The 15,439-nt window shown below is 30.1% G+C and carries 14 protein-coding genes and 1 tRNA gene; 5 read left to right on the top strand and 10 right to left on the bottom strand.

Features of this window, described 5'->3' with window-relative positions; translation table 11 throughout:
• Nucleotides 1-39: 39 nt before the first annotated feature.
• The 7 genes from OTK55_RS02805 to ilvD all read right to left on the bottom strand — a co-directional run bounded on the left by OTK55_RS02805 (nt 40) and on the right by ilvD (nt 7,802).
• Entirely contained in the window at nt 40-384 is a 345-nt protein-coding gene (locus tag OTK55_RS02805; protein ID WP_274870466.1) for a hypothetical protein, read from the bottom strand.
• A 1-nt stretch (nt 385) separates the two neighbouring features.
• The gene (locus OTK55_RS02810) at nt 386-1,162 is read right to left on the bottom strand and encodes a ParA family protein (protein ID WP_274870467.1); all 777 of its coding nucleotides are present in this window, start codon (nt 1,160-1,162) and stop codon (nt 386-388) included.
• Nucleotides 1,163-1,351: 189 nt separating this feature from the next.
• Nucleotides 1,352-3,196 (bottom strand): threonine--tRNA ligase, encoded by a 1,845-nt coding sequence (locus OTK55_RS02815; RefSeq protein WP_274870468.1) that lies wholly within the window; start codon nt 3,194-3,196, stop codon nt 1,352-1,354.
• 218 nt (nt 3,197-3,414) lie between these two features.
• Nucleotides 3,415-3,735: a DMT family transporter gene (locus OTK55_RS02820; RefSeq protein ID WP_274870469.1), complete on the bottom strand. Its 321-nt coding sequence runs from the start codon at nt 3,733-3,735 to the stop codon at nt 3,415-3,417.
• A gap of 92 nt (nt 3,736-3,827) precedes the next feature.
• The gene (gene argS / locus OTK55_RS02825) at nt 3,828-5,510 is read right to left on the bottom strand and encodes an arginine--tRNA ligase (protein ID WP_274870470.1); all 1,683 of its coding nucleotides are present in this window, start codon (nt 5,508-5,510) and stop codon (nt 3,828-3,830) included.
• 43 nt (nt 5,511-5,553) lie between these two features.
• On the bottom strand, nt 5,554-5,964 hold the full coding sequence (locus OTK55_RS02830; RefSeq protein WP_274871749.1) for a signal peptidase I: 411 nt from the start codon (nt 5,962-5,964) through the stop codon (nt 5,554-5,556).
• 188 nt (nt 5,965-6,152) lie between these two features.
• A complete protein-coding gene (ilvD, locus tag OTK55_RS02835; RefSeq protein ID WP_274870471.1) occupies nt 6,153-7,802 on the bottom strand; it encodes a dihydroxy-acid dehydratase in 1,650 nt (549 codons plus the stop codon).
• Nucleotides 7,803-8,035: 233 nt separating this feature from the next.
• On the opposite strand from ilvD, the gene OTK55_RS02840 reads away from it, so the two are divergent.
• The 3 genes from OTK55_RS02840 to dapF all read left to right on the top strand — a co-directional run bounded on the left by OTK55_RS02840 (nt 8,036) and on the right by dapF (nt 10,555).
• A tRNA-Arg gene (locus tag OTK55_RS02840) sits at nt 8,036-8,111 on the top strand.
• 279 nt (nt 8,112-8,390) lie between these two features.
• Nucleotides 8,391-9,680, top strand: a complete 1,290-nt coding sequence (gene lysA, locus OTK55_RS02845) for a diaminopimelate decarboxylase (protein WP_274870472.1) — start codon at nt 8,391-8,393, stop codon at nt 9,678-9,680.
• Nucleotides 9,677-10,555 (top strand): diaminopimelate epimerase, encoded by an 879-nt coding sequence (gene dapF / locus OTK55_RS02850; protein ID WP_274870473.1) that lies wholly within the window; start codon nt 9,677-9,679, stop codon nt 10,553-10,555. Before lysA ends, dapF begins: the two co-directional genes overlap by 4 nt.
• 126 nt (nt 10,556-10,681) lie before the next feature.
• Here dapF and cobJ read toward each other — a convergent pair whose 3' ends face one another.
• Nucleotides 10,682-11,788 carry a precorrin-3B C(17)-methyltransferase gene (cobJ, locus tag OTK55_RS02855; RefSeq protein WP_274870474.1) on the bottom strand — a complete coding sequence of 369 codons (1,107 nt, stop codon included), beginning with the start codon at nt 11,786-11,788 and terminating at the stop codon, nt 10,682-10,684.
• 217 nt (nt 11,789-12,005) lie between these two features.
• The gene (locus tag OTK55_RS02860; RefSeq protein WP_274870475.1) at nt 12,006-12,620 is read right to left on the bottom strand and encodes a hypothetical protein; all 615 of its coding nucleotides are present in this window, start codon (nt 12,618-12,620) and stop codon (nt 12,006-12,008) included.
• A gap of 197 nt (nt 12,621-12,817) precedes the next feature.
• Here OTK55_RS02860 and OTK55_RS02865 point away from each other — a divergent pair, with 197 nt between their 5' ends.
• Both OTK55_RS02865 and OTK55_RS02870 read left to right on the top strand, forming a co-directional pair.
• Nucleotides 12,818-14,284 (top strand): DNA-directed DNA polymerase II small subunit, encoded by a 1,467-nt coding sequence (locus OTK55_RS02865; RefSeq protein WP_274870476.1) that lies wholly within the window; start codon nt 12,818-12,820, stop codon nt 14,282-14,284.
• 25 nt (nt 14,285-14,309) lie between these two features.
• Nucleotides 14,310-14,891 carry a class II aldolase/adducin family protein gene (locus tag OTK55_RS02870; protein ID WP_274870477.1) on the top strand — a complete coding sequence of 194 codons (582 nt, stop codon included), beginning with the start codon at nt 14,310-14,312 and terminating at the stop codon, nt 14,889-14,891.
• On the opposite strand, the gene OTK55_RS02875 is transcribed toward OTK55_RS02870, so the two are convergent.
• Nucleotides 14,881-15,135 (bottom strand): UPF0147 family protein, encoded by a 255-nt coding sequence (locus tag OTK55_RS02875; RefSeq protein ID WP_274871750.1) that lies wholly within the window; start codon nt 15,133-15,135, stop codon nt 14,881-14,883. The two genes, OTK55_RS02870 and OTK55_RS02875, sit on opposite strands and share 11 nt — an antisense overlap.
• Nucleotides 15,136-15,439 lie beyond the last annotated feature (304 nt).

A 15,439-nucleotide genomic window follows, 5' to 3' on the forward strand; every position in this document is an offset into this window, starting at 1 on the left:
ATAGTTTAACCACTATACACTACTAATATGCTTGAATTATTATAAATCCTCAAATAACTTCCAGATTTCGGGATACTTATCCGCAATTGCTTCCTCTAAAATTAGTGAAGCTTCACTACTAATACTAAATTCAGGTGTTGTTTTTTTAAGATATCTTAAACATGCAGCTGATTTTGGAGACCATAAACTTATTCTAGGATTTTTTTCAACTTCTTCTTTTATTTCATTTAACTTATCATCAGATAATGTTAAAAATCTATTGTCCCTAATATTTTCAGAGGATTGTCGTTTATTGCTAGATTTTTTTGACTTTCTTGGTTTTGATTCTTTTGCAGGTTTTTTTATCAGTGCATCTAATCCTTTTCCCAGTACATTATCAGTCATATTATTCTTCACCTTCTAATTTAATAAATTCTTTTGCTAATTTTCTATATGCCTTTGCACCTTTTGAATCAGGATCATAAGTTATGCATGGTTGACCAAAGCTTGGTGCTTCTGCTAATTTAACATTACGTGGTATTTTTTCTTTAAAGATATACTCTGAATCTTTGAAGAAGTCTTTAACATTTTTTGACACGTCTTTTGCTAATTTAGTTCTTGGATCATATAATGTTATCAATATTCCTTTTATTGGACATGGACTTTTTAATCTAGTTTCTACTAATTTTATTGTTTCAAGTAAGTCTGCCATTCCTTCTAATGCATAGAATTCTGCTTGTATTGGTATTATAATACTATCTGATGCTACTAATGAATTTAATGTTAATATACCTAGTGATGGAGGTGCATCTATGAATATATAATCAAAGGCGATTTCCTGACTACTTAATTTTTCTTCTAGTATTGATTGAAATCCTATTTCTTTACTTAATTCTATTTCTGCTCCACTTAATGAAATATTACTTGGTATAATAAATAGGTTTGGTGTGTTTGTCTCCATTATTGCTTCTTCATAGGTGCATTTTCCTGTTAGTAATGTGTATATAGTTGTATCTAATTCATTTTTTTCAATTCCTACGCTTGTCGTAGCATTACCTTGAGGATCCATATCTATTATTAATATTGATTTTCCTAATTCTGCTAATGCAGCTCCTAAGTTTACAGCTGTCGTTGTTTTTCCACAACCACCTTTTTGATTTAATATTGTTATTGTTTCTGTCATTTTTAGTAGTTCCTCTATAATATTAATATTCTATTAATAGTTATGATAATATTAGTATTTATAAGTTATAATAGTATAAATTATAAGTTATAACTTATAACTAAAATTAAATTATATAATAACAAAAAAAATGAATCAAAAAAATAAGATAAAAAAAAGAGGAATAATTAATATTAAAAAATATTAATTTTAATCAAATTTTACACGTTTAGATACGTGGTATGGTAAAGGTAACTGTCTAAATGGCATTCCTTCGGTCTTTGAATGAATCTCGTTAATTAAATCTTCAATACTAATTTCCTCTTTAGTATCATCTAAACGTCTATTAACAGTAATGCTGTTATTTTCTATTTCATTATCTCCAACAACGATTGTGTAAGGGACCCATTCTTTACCAGAATTTCTAATTTTCTTACCAAGTCTTTCCTGAGTATCATCAATATCTACTCTGACATTAAGATCTCTGATTTTCTGGTAAACTTCTTCTGCATATTCCATATGTTTATCAGTTACTGGGATAATTCTAACCTGTGTAGGTGCTAACCATAATGGTAATGATGGTTTTTTACCTTTATCTGTGGATGTTTTCTCTAATAAACTACAAATTACTCTTTCAATACTACCTGTAGGACTGCAGTGTAATATTGTAGGATATTGTTGTTCTTCATTCTCATCAAGGTAAGTTATACCAAATCTTCTAGCACTTTGAATATCCATTTGTACTGTTGGATTTTCAATTGGTCTACCAAGGTCATCAATTGCTGCAAAGTCTACTTTAGCGTTCCAGTAGTGTTTCATTTTAGGAATAATTTCAAGAAGTACTGGTTTCTTAATGTTTTCTCTTACAACTTGTTTAATCCAATCTTCATTATCATCGAAGAATTTCTGTGTTACACGGAATGCAACTTCATAATGTACTTCTAAATCAGATTCTGTCTGTGAACACATGTCAACCTGTTTAGCAAATACTTGTCTTGCATGTTCATCATTTAAACATACACTGTGGAAGTCAGGCATTGTAAATGCTCTTAATCTTTTAAGTCCAACAACTTCTCCTTGTCTTTCAAATCTGAAACTGAATGTTGATAACTCATATATTCCTACTGGAAGATTTTTCCATGTTAAGAAGGAATCTGCTAGTATTCTGAATGCACCGAAACAACATGCGAATCTTAACATTAATTCTCGGTGTTTTGTTTTTAATCTGTATTGTCTTTCACCGAATTTAGCTGCATGTTCTCTTATAGCAGGGTCTGCTAAATCATACATTACAGGAGTTTCTACAGGCATTGCTCCTCTTGCTGTAACTAGTTGATATACATAATCACTAAGTAAGTCTTTAACTAATTTTCCTTTAGGATACCATCTTATATGACCTACATCTGCGGATGGTTCATTGCTTGCTAATTCTTTTTCTTTCATTAATCTTACGTGTGGAGGTTGTTTACCTGTGTCTTTAGTTTTACCTTCTTCATGGTCAACTAATTGTCTTAATGTTTTATTTTTATAATTATATTCCTCTACATCATAAATTTGTCCATCTTCTTCTAATATAAGTAATTTTGATGGTTCTGAAGGTTCTTTAGATTCTTCTTCTTCATCTTCATCAGGTTCTACTGTGATTGTTCTGGATAATTCTGATAATGGATGTCCTTTACATGCTAATTCAAATGATTTATACCAACCGAATGGTACTCTTAGAACTGCTTCATTATTATCTACTAATTCAGCTTCTATTCCTTTAAGAATCTTTTGAGCTACATCTGGATTACTGAGTGATGAACTTAAATGTGCATATGGGTATACTACAATATTTTCTGCATTAACCTTGTTTTGTACATTTAATATTTCTTTAACTGCTTTTTTAACAATTAATTCTGGATCTTCTTCGTCTTCTTTTTCAACAGCAATAAATGCAACTAATGCGTTGTCTACTCCTGCTGCTCTTTTTTCATCTTCAATATCTTCAGCCATTTTAGTTTTACTTCTAGTTTTATAACGTAAATAGTCTGAATGTATCATCAACGTTCGCATTTTTAATTATTCCTCCATAGTTAAGTGATAAAATTAATAAGAAATTTTTGTCAATAAAAATTATCTCTAAATAAGATTTAAAATATCTTTATATTTATTTATATTTATATAACTTCTATTATATTAATTTCAGTATATGAAAACTAATATAAAGATAAAAATACACTTGAAAAATAAGTATTGATGTAAAAAAAATAGTTAAAAGAAAAAATGTTAATTTAGCTTGTTGTGAGTTTAAGACCAACTACTCCTGCAATTATAAGAAATAAAAATAATAATCGTAGAGGAGATGTTGATTCATTAAGGAAGATCATACCCACAATAACAGTTCCAGCTGCACCAATAGCAGTCCAACAAGCATATTCTGTTCCTAATGGTATACCTTTTAAGGAATATTCTAGAAATACCATACTTAATATTAAGAATATCACTGTTAATACAGAGGGTACAATCTTTGTAAAACCATCAGAAAATTTTAATGGAACAGCCCAACATACTTCACAAATTCCAGCAATAACTAAATAAATCCATGAATTCATATTAATGCTCTTTTTATTATAAAATTCTAAATATTAATAGTTAAAAAAAGATTAAAAGAAGTGATGGTGAATAAGGTAGATAATTTCTTATCTTACATGTATTCAGGTGCTTTGATACCTAGTAGTTTTAATGAGTTTTTAAGTGTTATTCTGGATGCATCTACTAGTTTTAATCTTAAAGCTTCGTGTTCTGATCCTATAACTTGTTGTGTTTTATAGAATTTGTTGAATGCTCTTGATAGACTTAATGTATATTCTGCTAGGTGATGTACTCTTCTTTCTTCTGCTGATTTACGGATAATTTCTGTGAACCTAGATAATTCTTTGACTAATTCTTTTTCTTCGTCTTCTAATTCATAGTCACATTTAACGTTATCAAATTCAGAGTAATCTGTTTTAGAGAGTAATTTACATGCTCTTGCATGTGCATATTGTACTGATGCACAGCCTCTTTCGAAACTTAATGCTTCTTCCCATTTGAATGTTATTGGTTTTTCTGGTGATATTTGGTTAATGTAGAACCTGATAGAGCCTATACCTATTTTTTCAGCTACGTCCTCTATTTGTTTTTCTGTTAAATCAAGGTCACGTTTAATGATTTCATCACGTGCATGACTTATTGATTGTTCAATGAATTCATCTACTGATATGAATACTCCTTTTCTTGTTGACATAGATCCTTCTGGTAAATCTATGAATTCATAGAATACTACTTCTGGAGCTCTGTTACCTGATAATTCTAGTGCTAAGCTTAATTGTTTAGCTGCAAGTTTATGGTCAGCTCCTAGTATATCTAAGGATATATCACTGTTTTTAGTCTTATATTGATGATAAGCTAAATCCCGTGTAGCATATAAGCTTGTACCATTTGATCTTCTTAGTACTAATTCTTTATCTACTCCATATCTTTCCAGTGGAAGATATAATATATCTTTTTGTATTGTAAATGGTTGTATTTTTTCTAATACGTCTTCAACATCACCATTTCTTAGAAATGTACTTTCCCACTTGAATAGGTTGATTTTTATGTTTAATCTTTTTAGTGTTTCTTTTATACCATCAATACAATATTCCACTACTGATTCGAATTTATCTGATAATTTGGAGTCATTTCCTTCTTCGTATCTGCGTAATATATCATTGATTTCTTCGTTAAATTCAGGGTTTTCTTCTAGTTTTTGGTTGCATTTAAAGTATACTTCCCCTATTGCATGGTCTGATTTTTTTTCTTCATCTAATTTAAAGTTGAATTTATTCATTCCCCATACAATTATTGCTATTTGTCTACCCATATCATTTACATAATACTGAGCTTCTACTTTGTATCCTGCATGTTCAAGTACTCTTTTTAGGGAATCACCTAGTATAGCATTTCTAAGGTGTCCTACGTGTAATGGTCCATTAGGATTTGCAGAAGTGTGTTCTAATAATATTCTTTCGCTTTTTTCAGGTAATTCTCCATAACTTCTATCTATATAGTTTGCCACCTTTGATGTGAATAGTGTGTAATCTATAAAGAAATTTATGTAAGGACCTTTTGTTTCTACTTTATTAAAGTATAATGGTAGTTTTATGTTTTCTTTTATTTCTTCTGCTATTTCTACGGGTGATTTTTTTAATTTACTTGCTAATGAGAATGCAATGTTACATGACATATCTCCCATTGATGGATTTGGTGGTTCTTCTAGTATAATTTCATCATCATAGTTTATTCGTAACTTGTTTAAAGCGTCTGTTATACTATCATTTAGTTCATTCTTTAGTTTTGAATACATGTCCATCCTCCAATTACGTTATTAATTATTTTTTATGGTTTTATTATAATCCTCTGAACCATATGGTTATATAACCTATTTTTGGTATTACTAATAGTGAATTGTTTATTGTTATTACTTTTGCTCTTATCTGATCAGGTGTTACTAGGTATGGGTCTGCAACATCATTATTATCTCCTTTTATCAGATAATATTTAGAACCATTAATATCTTCTATACCTATAACTCTATGGATAACTGGTTCTGGATACCATTCAGCGTTATATACTACAACATCTCCTACTTTAACATCATTATATGGGTCAAATTCATGTACTCCATAATAGGTTTGAACATTTTCTGTTGCTACAATATCTCCTCTGTAAAAGGCTGGCTCCATACTTCCTGATACTACTACGCTTAGATGTGAGGACAGTAATACAGCTACGATTATTATAATAGCATAGCTTGTTATCTCTTTTAGAACATATTTTGTATCTTTCTGTTTCGTTTGTGTGTTTTTCTTTTTCTTTTTGTTTTTATTTCTATTTTTACCATTGTTTTTATTGTTATTATGCTTTTTTGACAGAAGTTCACCCCCTTGTTATGTAGATATTAAAATAATAGAAGTTATGGAATAATTAATTGTTAATTATTCTATAATTATTTGAGTATTGCTCCTTTGTCAGCTGAGGTTGCTAATTGTTGGTATTGTTTTAACCAACCTTTAAGATTTCTTTCTACTGGTTTTACTTTAGATAATCTTTCTTCTATTTCTTCATCGCTTAATTCGAGTTTGATGGTTCTTTCTTTAACATTTATATGTACTATGTCACCATTTTCTATTGCTGCTATAGGTCCTCCTTCAGCAGCCTCTGGTGATATATGTCCTACACATGGTCCTCTACTTCCACCAGAGAATCTTCCATCTGTAATTAAAGCTACATGGAATAGTTCACGTCCCATTATTGCTGCTGTAGGATTTAACATTTCACGCATACCCGGTCCACCTTTTGGACCTTCATATCTTATAACAACAACATCGCCATCTACAATTTCATCATTTTCTATTGCTGCTACACATTCTTCTTCTGAGTTAAATACTTTACATGGACCTGAATGCTCTAACATGTCTTCATTAACTGCTCCTTGTTTAATTACACAGCCATTAGGTGCAACATTACCATATAATACAGCTATTCCACCTTCAGTTCTTATAGGATTATCTAAAGTGTGTATTACATCATAGTCTATATCTGTTACATTAGCAATGTTTTCACTGATTGGTTTGGATGTACAGGTCATGCAGTCTGTGTTTAGTAATGATTCTAGGTTTTTCATTACTGCTGGAATTCCTCCAGCATTTTCAACATCTATCATACGGTTTGTTCCGCCAGGTCTTATACTGCAAATGTATGGTACTTTATGACTTAGTTTATCAAATAAATCTAATGTTACATCTACACCTTCTACTTCATTTGCTATTGCTGGTATGTGTAGTGTTGTGTTTGTTGATCCACCAAGAGCAAGGTCAACTATGATTGCATTTTCAAATGCTTCCTGTGTTAATATATCAGAAGGTCTTATATCCTTTTCTAGTAATGTGAAGATTTGCTTAGCTGATTTTCTTGCTATTTCTACTTTTTTATCACTGACTGCGTGTGCTGTAGCACATCCTGGTAAACTTAATCCAAGAGTTTCTGTTAAACATGCCATAGTGTTAGCTGTGAATAATCCTGCACAGGAACCTGCACCTGGACATGCACATCTTTCTAATTCATATAAGTCTTCTTCAGACATTTTACCAGACTGTACTGCTCCAACAGCTTCTGTTACATTAATGAAATCTACTGTTTCACCATGGAATTTACCAGGCATCATTGGTCCACCAGTAATTACTATTGCTGGTATATTTAGTCTTGCTGCTGCCATTATCATTCCAGGTACTACTTTATCACATGATGGCATTAGAATTAATGCATCAAACTGATGAGCCATAGCCATACTTTCAACTGTATTTGCTATTATCTCTCTTGATGGTAAGGAATAATACATTCCTTCATGGTTCATTGCTATACCATCACATACTGCCATTGTGTCAAATTCAAATGGTACTCCACCTTGTGCTCTGACAACTTCTTTTACTTCTTCAACTAAACTTCTTAGATGTATATGACCTGGTACTATGTCAGTATAACTGTTTGCTATTCCTATAAATGGTTTTTTCATGTCGTTATCATCTAAGCCACATGCTCTTAGTAAAGATCTGTGTGAAGTTCTGTTTATTCCTTTTTTTATATTGTCACTTCTCATTAAATCATCCTCTTAACGTGAAATTTAGATTTTATGTTAGTTATAATAAAATTAAAAAAAATATATTAATAAATTATTGCTATACATTATATATTATATTTATATTGTAGTATTATAATAATTTTTTTAATACCATTCTATTATGGGAAAAAAGTTTAATAGAATAAGATATAAAATAATATATATAGAACAAAATCAAGTTGATAAAAATATATTTTATATAAAAAAAAGATGGGCTCGTAGTCTAGCCAGGATTATGACGTGGGACTTCGGATCCCAAGGTCGGGGGTTCGAATCCCCCCGGGCTCGTTAACATTTATATAATTACTAGTTTTACAAAATCATTTTAACATGATTCAATTATACTTATTTTATTTAATATATTATGATTATACGAACAAATATAACATAATTTATATAAAAGATGAAATTCATAATTTAAAAAAAGAACTTTTTTTGAGAATCATACTAAGTGATAAATTTGAACTCTCTTTTTTTTAACAATTATAATTAATAATAAATATTATACTAGAACATAATTATTTGATAATAATATAAATAACTAATATATAATAACGAGGAATAACTATGCCATATGATTTTAATTTAAAAAAAGAAAATAATCATCTTATAATTGGAAATATTGATGCAAACGACTTAGCAGAGAAATATGGAACACCATTATATGTAATTGATGAAGAAAAAATTAGAGATAATTACAACAAATTATATACAGCATTCAGCAGTAAATATGAAGACCTACACATGTGTTATGCTGCAAAAGCAAATACAAGCTTAGCAGTAATGAGAATATTAGAAGATGAAGGAAGTTATATAGATGCAGTATCTCCTGGTGAAATATATACAGCATTACTATCAGGATTTTCACCTGACAGAATAGTATTCACAGGAAACAACGTAACAACAGAAGAATTAGAATACGCACATAAAACAGGAGTTACTATAAACTTAGATAGTGTATCAGCACTAGAAAGACTAAGTACTATTGAAGGTACAGAAGGAAAAGAAATATCTATAAGAGTAAATCCAATGGTAGAAGCAGGACATCATGAACACTGTATAACCGGAGGTCCAAAAAGTAAATTTGGTATCAAAGAAGAAGAAGCAGTTGAAGTATATCAGAAAGCAATAGACCTTGGATTTAAACCAATAGGAATGCATTCACATATAGGATCAGAAATACTAGAATCTGAACCATTTATGTTAGCAGTGGAAACTATGATGGATATAGCAGGAGAAGTACATCAAAAAGTAGGTATTGACTTTAAATTCCTAGACTTTGGTGGAGGATTTGGTATACCATATGAACCAACAGAACAAGAATTAGATTTAGAAAAATTTACAACAGATATAATTAATTTATACAAATCTAAATTAGAAGAGTATGATATGGGTAAACCATCAATGTACATTGAACCAGGAAGATTCCTAGTAGGAAACTCTGAAGTGTTACTAACACGTGTAAATACAATAAAAGAAAGCTACCGTAAATTTGCAGGAGTAGATTGTGGATTTGGTACATTACTAAGACCTACAATGTATGGATCATACCATCATATAGTAGTAGCTAATAGAATTAATGATGAAAATGAGGAAAAAATTGATATTGCAGGTAACTTATGTGAATCTGGAGATTTATTTGCAAGAGATAGACAAATGCCTAAATTAGAGGAAGGTGACCTTCTAGCAATACTTAATGCTGGAGCATATGCATTTAGTATGGCATCACAATATAATTCCAGACCTAGACCTGCAGAGGTATTAGTAAATAAAGATCAAGTAGATGTAATTAGAAGAAGAGAAGAATTTAGTGACTTATTTAATGGTCAGTCAGTCCCTACAAGGTTATTAAAATGATGAAAGAAATAGAATTTACAAAAATGCATGCTCTTGGTAATGATTATATTGTTATTAATGAAACAGAACAAGAAGTCATACCAGAACAGTACAAAAATAAATTAAGTGATGATATAAGTACTCGTAGATTTAGTGTTGGCTCTGATGGTGTTATTTTTGCATGTAAATCTGCAGTAGCTGATGTTAGATTCCGTATATTTAACAGTGATGGTAGTGAGGCAGAGATGTGTGGAAATGGTATCCGATGTCTTGCTAAATATGTGTATGATAATGATATTGTTAAAAAGGAAACTATGCAGATAGAAACCATGGAAGATATTAAGGAAGCTAGACTTACAGTTGAAGATGGTGAGGTTACTAGTATTGCTATTGACATGGGTAAAGGATACTTTAAACCTGAGGAAATTCCTGCTATTGCACCTAGTGGTGATACTGAGGAATTCATTGATGAGGAAATTGATGTTGAGGGTGAAAAAGTTATCATGAGTTCTGTTAGTGTTGGTAATCCTCATGCTGTATGTTTTACTGATGTTAATATTGATGATATTGACTTAGACTATTATGGTCCTCGTATTGAAAATCATGAGGCTTTCCCTGAAAAGGTTAATGTTCATTTTGTTAACATTATATCTCCTGAGGAAATTAATATATTAACATGGGAACGTGGTGCTGGTTTTACATTTGCTTGTGGTACTGGTACTACTAGTTGTGTATTATTAGGTTATAAGATGGGTCTTCTTAATGAGAAGGTACATGCTCATCTTTCTGGTGGAGATCTTGATATTACTATTACTGAGCATGATGATTTCTTGACTGCTGTAATGGAAGGTAAAGCTATTACTGTTTATGAAGCTAATATGACTGTTGAGTTATAATTAGTTTCATTATTTTTACTATTTTTTTGTTTTAATTTTGGGTTTGGAAGTATGAATTTTTAATAAATCCAGACATATATTTCAAGTGTAAATTTTGTTATAAAAAAAGTATTAATTGAAGAATAATTATTCTTCATCGTCACCTAAATCATAGTTACGGCCATAATCAAGGTCTCTTGTTTTATATATTGTTGCTCTTCTAAGTTTTAATAAATCTTTTTTCTTGGTGTCGAAGTCTTCCATTGATTTAATGTTTTCTTTAACATAATCTAGTACTTCATCGACTACTGCATCTTTATGTATCCAGTTACATTCTTTACAGTTCCATACATTTTTATCTTCTATCCAGTTTCCTCCTGTTGATCCGTCTGCACATGGATAGAATGGACAGTAACAGAATGTGCAGTTTTCTTGTTCTCCATGACATGGGAAATATTCGCAGTCAGTATTTGGTCCTATTTGAATGTCACCTTTAAAGAATCTGTCATAGAATTGTTCTGTTAATTCAGGTAATTTAGCATCCATCTTGTATCCTCTTGGAGTAATCATTTTACCTTTTTTAACGTATGTTAATGAGTTTCCTACAATTATTGTTGTTGACATGTTAATGTCTTGGTCTTTTAGTTCTTTTAGTTTGCATATGTGTGTTATTGTTTCTGTTCCTTTGGTTGTTACTATTCCTACTGGTGTTTCAGGGTTTCTGTTTTCTACTAGTATATCACATGCTGTTTCAAATGGTTTTGTTCTGGTTTTACTTTTAGGATTGTAGAATGCTATTACGAGGTCTGCTATTGCTGCGTATTTTATTTTTCTTTGGATTTCTTCTAGTGGTGTTAGTAAATCACTTAGGCTGATTATTGCTAAGTCGTGTAATGGTGCTCCTAGTGCACTTGCTGAGTATGTTGCTGCTGTTACTCCTGGTATTACTTCAAATTCCAGATTACTGTATTTGTCGATTATTTGGAAGTATACGTTTGCCATTCCATAGATTCCCGGGTCTCCTGAGCTGATTATTGCAACTTTTTTTCCTTCTTTTTCTTTTTCTATTGCAAGTTCTACTCTGTCCATTTCATCGCCCATACCTCTTCTGTATACTTCTTTTCCTTCTATTAGGTCTTCTATGTGTGTTAAGTATGGTTTGTATGCTATTATTACATCAGCTTCTTTTATTCTGTCTGCTGCTTTGAGAGTCATGTGCTCTCTTTTTGATCCTATACCTATTAAACTTATCATAATAATTCCCCATTTATTTACAGATTTTTAACTCAAATTAAAATAGTTTATATGTAACTGAATTATTATGTATTTTTTATATTATTTATTGATTAAGGTCATTTAAATCCAATTATAGTGATATTTGTTATGTTTTTCTATAATTTTGTTTTAAAAGATAATAAAAAAAGTGGGGGTTATATTATTCATCTTTTAGTAGGGAAGTTGAATAATTGTTTTATGCTCTTGCTCTACTTGTTGATGTATTATTTGCTGCTGTTGTGTTTGTAGCAGTTGTATTGTTTTGTGCATATTGTAAGAGGTTGTCTATTGATTGATTTGATGATGTGTTATTGTTTTGGTTGTATAAGAGTATTTTTTCTTTGATTGATATGGAGCTTGTGTTTATTTTTACTTTTCCGCTGGAGTATACTTCTCCTATTGCTGTTGCTGTTATACTATATGTTTGTTCTGGAACTATTTCTATTGCTCCTCCAGAGGTTACCTGTGCATCTTTTGTTGCTGTTGCTGTGATTGTAACTGTTTGATTACCAGGATCCTCACTAGACACCTTCGCAGTTACCGAGTTCAAGTTAACACTTAAATTTGTCATATTATTTAGTAATAAGGCTACATCATCATCATTTGTAATATTCATCGTGTTTTGATCATTAATATCTTTTTCACCAGAAAATGAACCTACAAAGTCAGATATACCGTTTAATTGTACTGAAACTAAATCCACGGGATTTGCAGAATCAGATGATATTAGACTATAAGATGCAAATAAACCTATTTCAAAGAATACTATAAGTCCTACAATAAACAGAATTATTTTCAAAATCCTTGACATTAATTCACCATCCCTATTTTTTCTTTAATATAATCAGAAAAAGCATTATATTTTTTAAAGTCTATTATTATTTTAAGTTAATTATCATATATATTATATTTTATTATTCTTGAAAAACATAAATAATTAATATTAAATAAAGAAAAAATAATTTAAGAACAATATAAAAAAAAATATTTTTAATAAGTGTGCTGATTATGTCAAGTGATATAATAAAAAAATTTCAACAAGCAAATCTTTTATTAAATAATAATGCATATGCAGAAATTAGAGGAAATGATGATTACGATTATTTAATAAATGAATTAATTCAATATGTAGAAGAAAATGAGAATGATCAGTATATAATAACAACCCAGACCATCAGAAATTACCAGGAACATGAAAGACAGCGTATACACGAAGCAATAATTGAAAATCCTAAAACAAGAGAAATCAGAGCAAAACAGGAAACACCATATGAAATAGTATTAGATGTGACAAACAAGTCATATACTGATGGAGATATTCAGGATTTAAATAAATACTTTAACAGCCGATATGATAAGCTTAAAAAAATAATACAACAAAACCCTGAATTTAAGAAAATTAATGAACTAAAAACAACCAAGACCAACATTGATAATCTTCATGCAATAGGTATAGTAAACAGTATCAACAACACAAAGAATGGTCATAAAATAGTGGAGATAGAAGATCCTACAGGTACCGGCAGTGTAATAATCCTTAAAGATAATGAGGACTTGATGAATGCTAGCCAATCATTAGTTAAGGATGAGATTATTGGTGTTAGTGGAAGTACTAATGGTAATCTTATACGAGCTGATGAAATAGTACATCCTGGTATTCAGAGAAGAAATATAGAAAAACCAATGGATTTCTCAATAGTATTCTTATCAGATGTACATATTGGAAGTAAACAATTTGATGAACAAGCATTCAATAAATTTATCAAATGGATTAATGGTAATTACGGTTCTGAAAAACAACAAGACCTCGCTAATGATGTAAAGTACCTTGTAATTGGTGGTGATCTTGTTGATGGTATAGGAATATATCCAAACCAGGAAAAGGAATTGAAAATCAAGGACATATACCAACAATATGAGGAAGCTGGTAGATTATTAGGTGATATAACAGATATTCCTATTATATTAAGTCCAGGTAACCACGATGCAACAAGATTAGCAGAGCCACAACCAGCAATAACTGAAAAATATGCTAAAGACTTATGTAATCAGAAAAATATTGAAATGGTAAGTAATCCTACAGTTGTTAATCTGGATAATATTAAAGTTGAAGTATATCATGGAAGAAGCTTTGATGATATTGTAATGGCACTGAATTATAGTCATGCAGAAACTGATAAAATTATGAAATTATTACTTGAAAAAAGACATCTTGCTCCTATTTATGGTGAAAGAACACCTCTTGCAAGTGAATTTGAGGATTATCTTGTTATTGATGAAGTTCCAGATGTATTACATACTGGTCACGTTCATATCAATTCTCATGTTAAATATAAAGGTGTTCATATGCTAAACTCAGGTACTTTCCAGAAACAGACAGAGTTCCAGAAAATATATAATATTGTACCAACTGTAGGACAAGTTCCAATACTTAGTCATGGAACTTTTCAGATGCTTGACTTCAGAAGTGATTAATTAAGTAGAATAAGGAGTTTTTATTATGATGAATAATAATATAATAGATAAAATAGTTAAAACAGCACATCATTTATATGATTTAGGGATGGTTATTGGTAAATCAGGAAATATTAGTATAATTGATGATGAAGGTGAATATGTTTACATCACAGCATCTGGTACTGACTTTAAAAGTCTTGTATATGAAGATATCTTGAAAGTTAAAATTGATGACTTAACATATACTTCAACTGATAACAGGGTTCCTTCAATGGAAACTAATCTTCACATAGGTGTTTATAAAAATAGGCCTGATGTAAAAAGTGTGGTTCATGTACATTCACCTTATGCTACTGGATTTGCATTTAGTAAAAGACATTTATATCAACAGGAGGGCTTTGGCGAAATCACTAGCGAATATATTGCTGAAGTTGACTATTATCCGCCAGGTAGTAAAAAATTAGCTAAGCATAGTAGTGATGCTCTTAAAAAAGAAGATGCTGTATTATTAAAAAATCATGGGGTTATTAGTGTTGGTAAAAATATTGAAGAAGCTACACTTCTATGTGAATATATAGAAGGTATAGCTAAAACACAATATATTACACATGTACTTAATCTTTAACTGCTTCTAATTCACTTAGAATGTTCCAAACAAGAATTCTTGCATGAATTGGTATGTTTGGATCATTACTTATATCATCTAATATTGATATAACAGTACTTGCCTTTATTGTTGGCTCTTCATCTTTAGCTAAAAGATTTGTTGAATCTTCTGCTGCTTTTCTTATATTACGTGGTACACTATTGTCATTGATTATTTGTGATAATATTTCAGTACAATTTTCAAATATTTCATCGTTACTCATTATATCATTCATAATTACACTCCCCTATTACAGTATATTATATAATTTATTTTTTATTAAATAAAACATGTAATGTAAAATTATCTTGTTATTATTAACAAAAATTACTGAGTATTTCTATTTTTTTATTCTTTGATTGATTATTAATATGCATAAATTAAATTTTTTTATATTATTATATTTATGGTAGTTATAATATATAAAAACAAGTGTTATGAACATTTTTGAGGGATAAATAGAATAAAAAATTTATTGTAGTGAAAATATGGAAAAAGAATGATTTCAAGTGATAATTAAAAATAAA

Source organism: Candidatus Methanosphaera massiliense (assembly GCF_028890305.1).
GTDB lineage: Archaea > Methanobacteriota > Methanobacteria > Methanobacteriales > Methanobacteriaceae > Methanosphaera > Methanosphaera massiliense.

What these genes read in the sequence shown, in the direction of transcription:
- OTK55_RS02805 (WP_274870466.1), bottom strand. Translation starts at nt 384, where the DNA reads ATGACTGATAATGTACTGGGAAAAGGATTAGATGCACTGATAAAAAAA.
- OTK55_RS02810 (WP_274870467.1), bottom strand. Translation starts at nt 1,162, where the DNA reads ATGACAGAAACAATAACAATATTAAATCAAAAAGGTGGTTGTGGAAAA.
- OTK55_RS02815 (WP_274870468.1), bottom strand. Translation starts at nt 3,196, where the DNA reads ATGCGAACGTTGATGATACATTCAGACTATTTACGTTATAAAACTAGA.
- OTK55_RS02820 (WP_274870469.1), bottom strand. Translation starts at nt 3,735, where the DNA reads ATGAATTCATGGATTTATTTAGTTATTGCTGGAATTTGTGAAGTATGT.
- argS (WP_274870470.1), bottom strand. Translation starts at nt 5,510, where the DNA reads ATGTATTCAAAACTAAAGAATGAACTAAATGATAGTATAACAGACGCT.
- ilvD (WP_274870471.1), bottom strand. Translation starts at nt 7,802, where the DNA reads ATGAGAAGTGACAATATAAAAAAAGGAATAAACAGAACTTCACACAGA.
- lysA (WP_274870472.1), top strand. Translation starts at nt 8,391, where the DNA reads ATGCCATATGATTTTAATTTAAAAAAAGAAAATAATCATCTTATAATT.
- dapF (WP_274870473.1), top strand. Translation starts at nt 9,677, where the DNA reads ATGATGAAAGAAATAGAATTTACAAAAATGCATGCTCTTGGTAATGAT.
- cobJ (WP_274870474.1), bottom strand. Translation starts at nt 11,788, where the DNA reads ATGATAAGTTTAATAGGTATAGGATCAAAAAGAGAGCACATGACTCTC.
- OTK55_RS02860 (WP_274870475.1), bottom strand. Translation starts at nt 12,620, where the DNA reads ATGTCAAGGATTTTGAAAATAATTCTGTTTATTGTAGGACTTATAGTA.
- OTK55_RS02865 (WP_274870476.1), top strand. Translation starts at nt 12,818, where the DNA reads ATGTCAAGTGATATAATAAAAAAATTTCAACAAGCAAATCTTTTATTA.
- OTK55_RS02870 (WP_274870477.1), top strand. Translation starts at nt 14,310, where the DNA reads ATGATGAATAATAATATAATAGATAAAATAGTTAAAACAGCACATCAT.
- OTK55_RS02875 (WP_274871750.1), bottom strand. Translation starts at nt 15,135, where the DNA reads ATGAGTAACGATGAAATATTTGAAAATTGTACTGAAATATTATCACAA.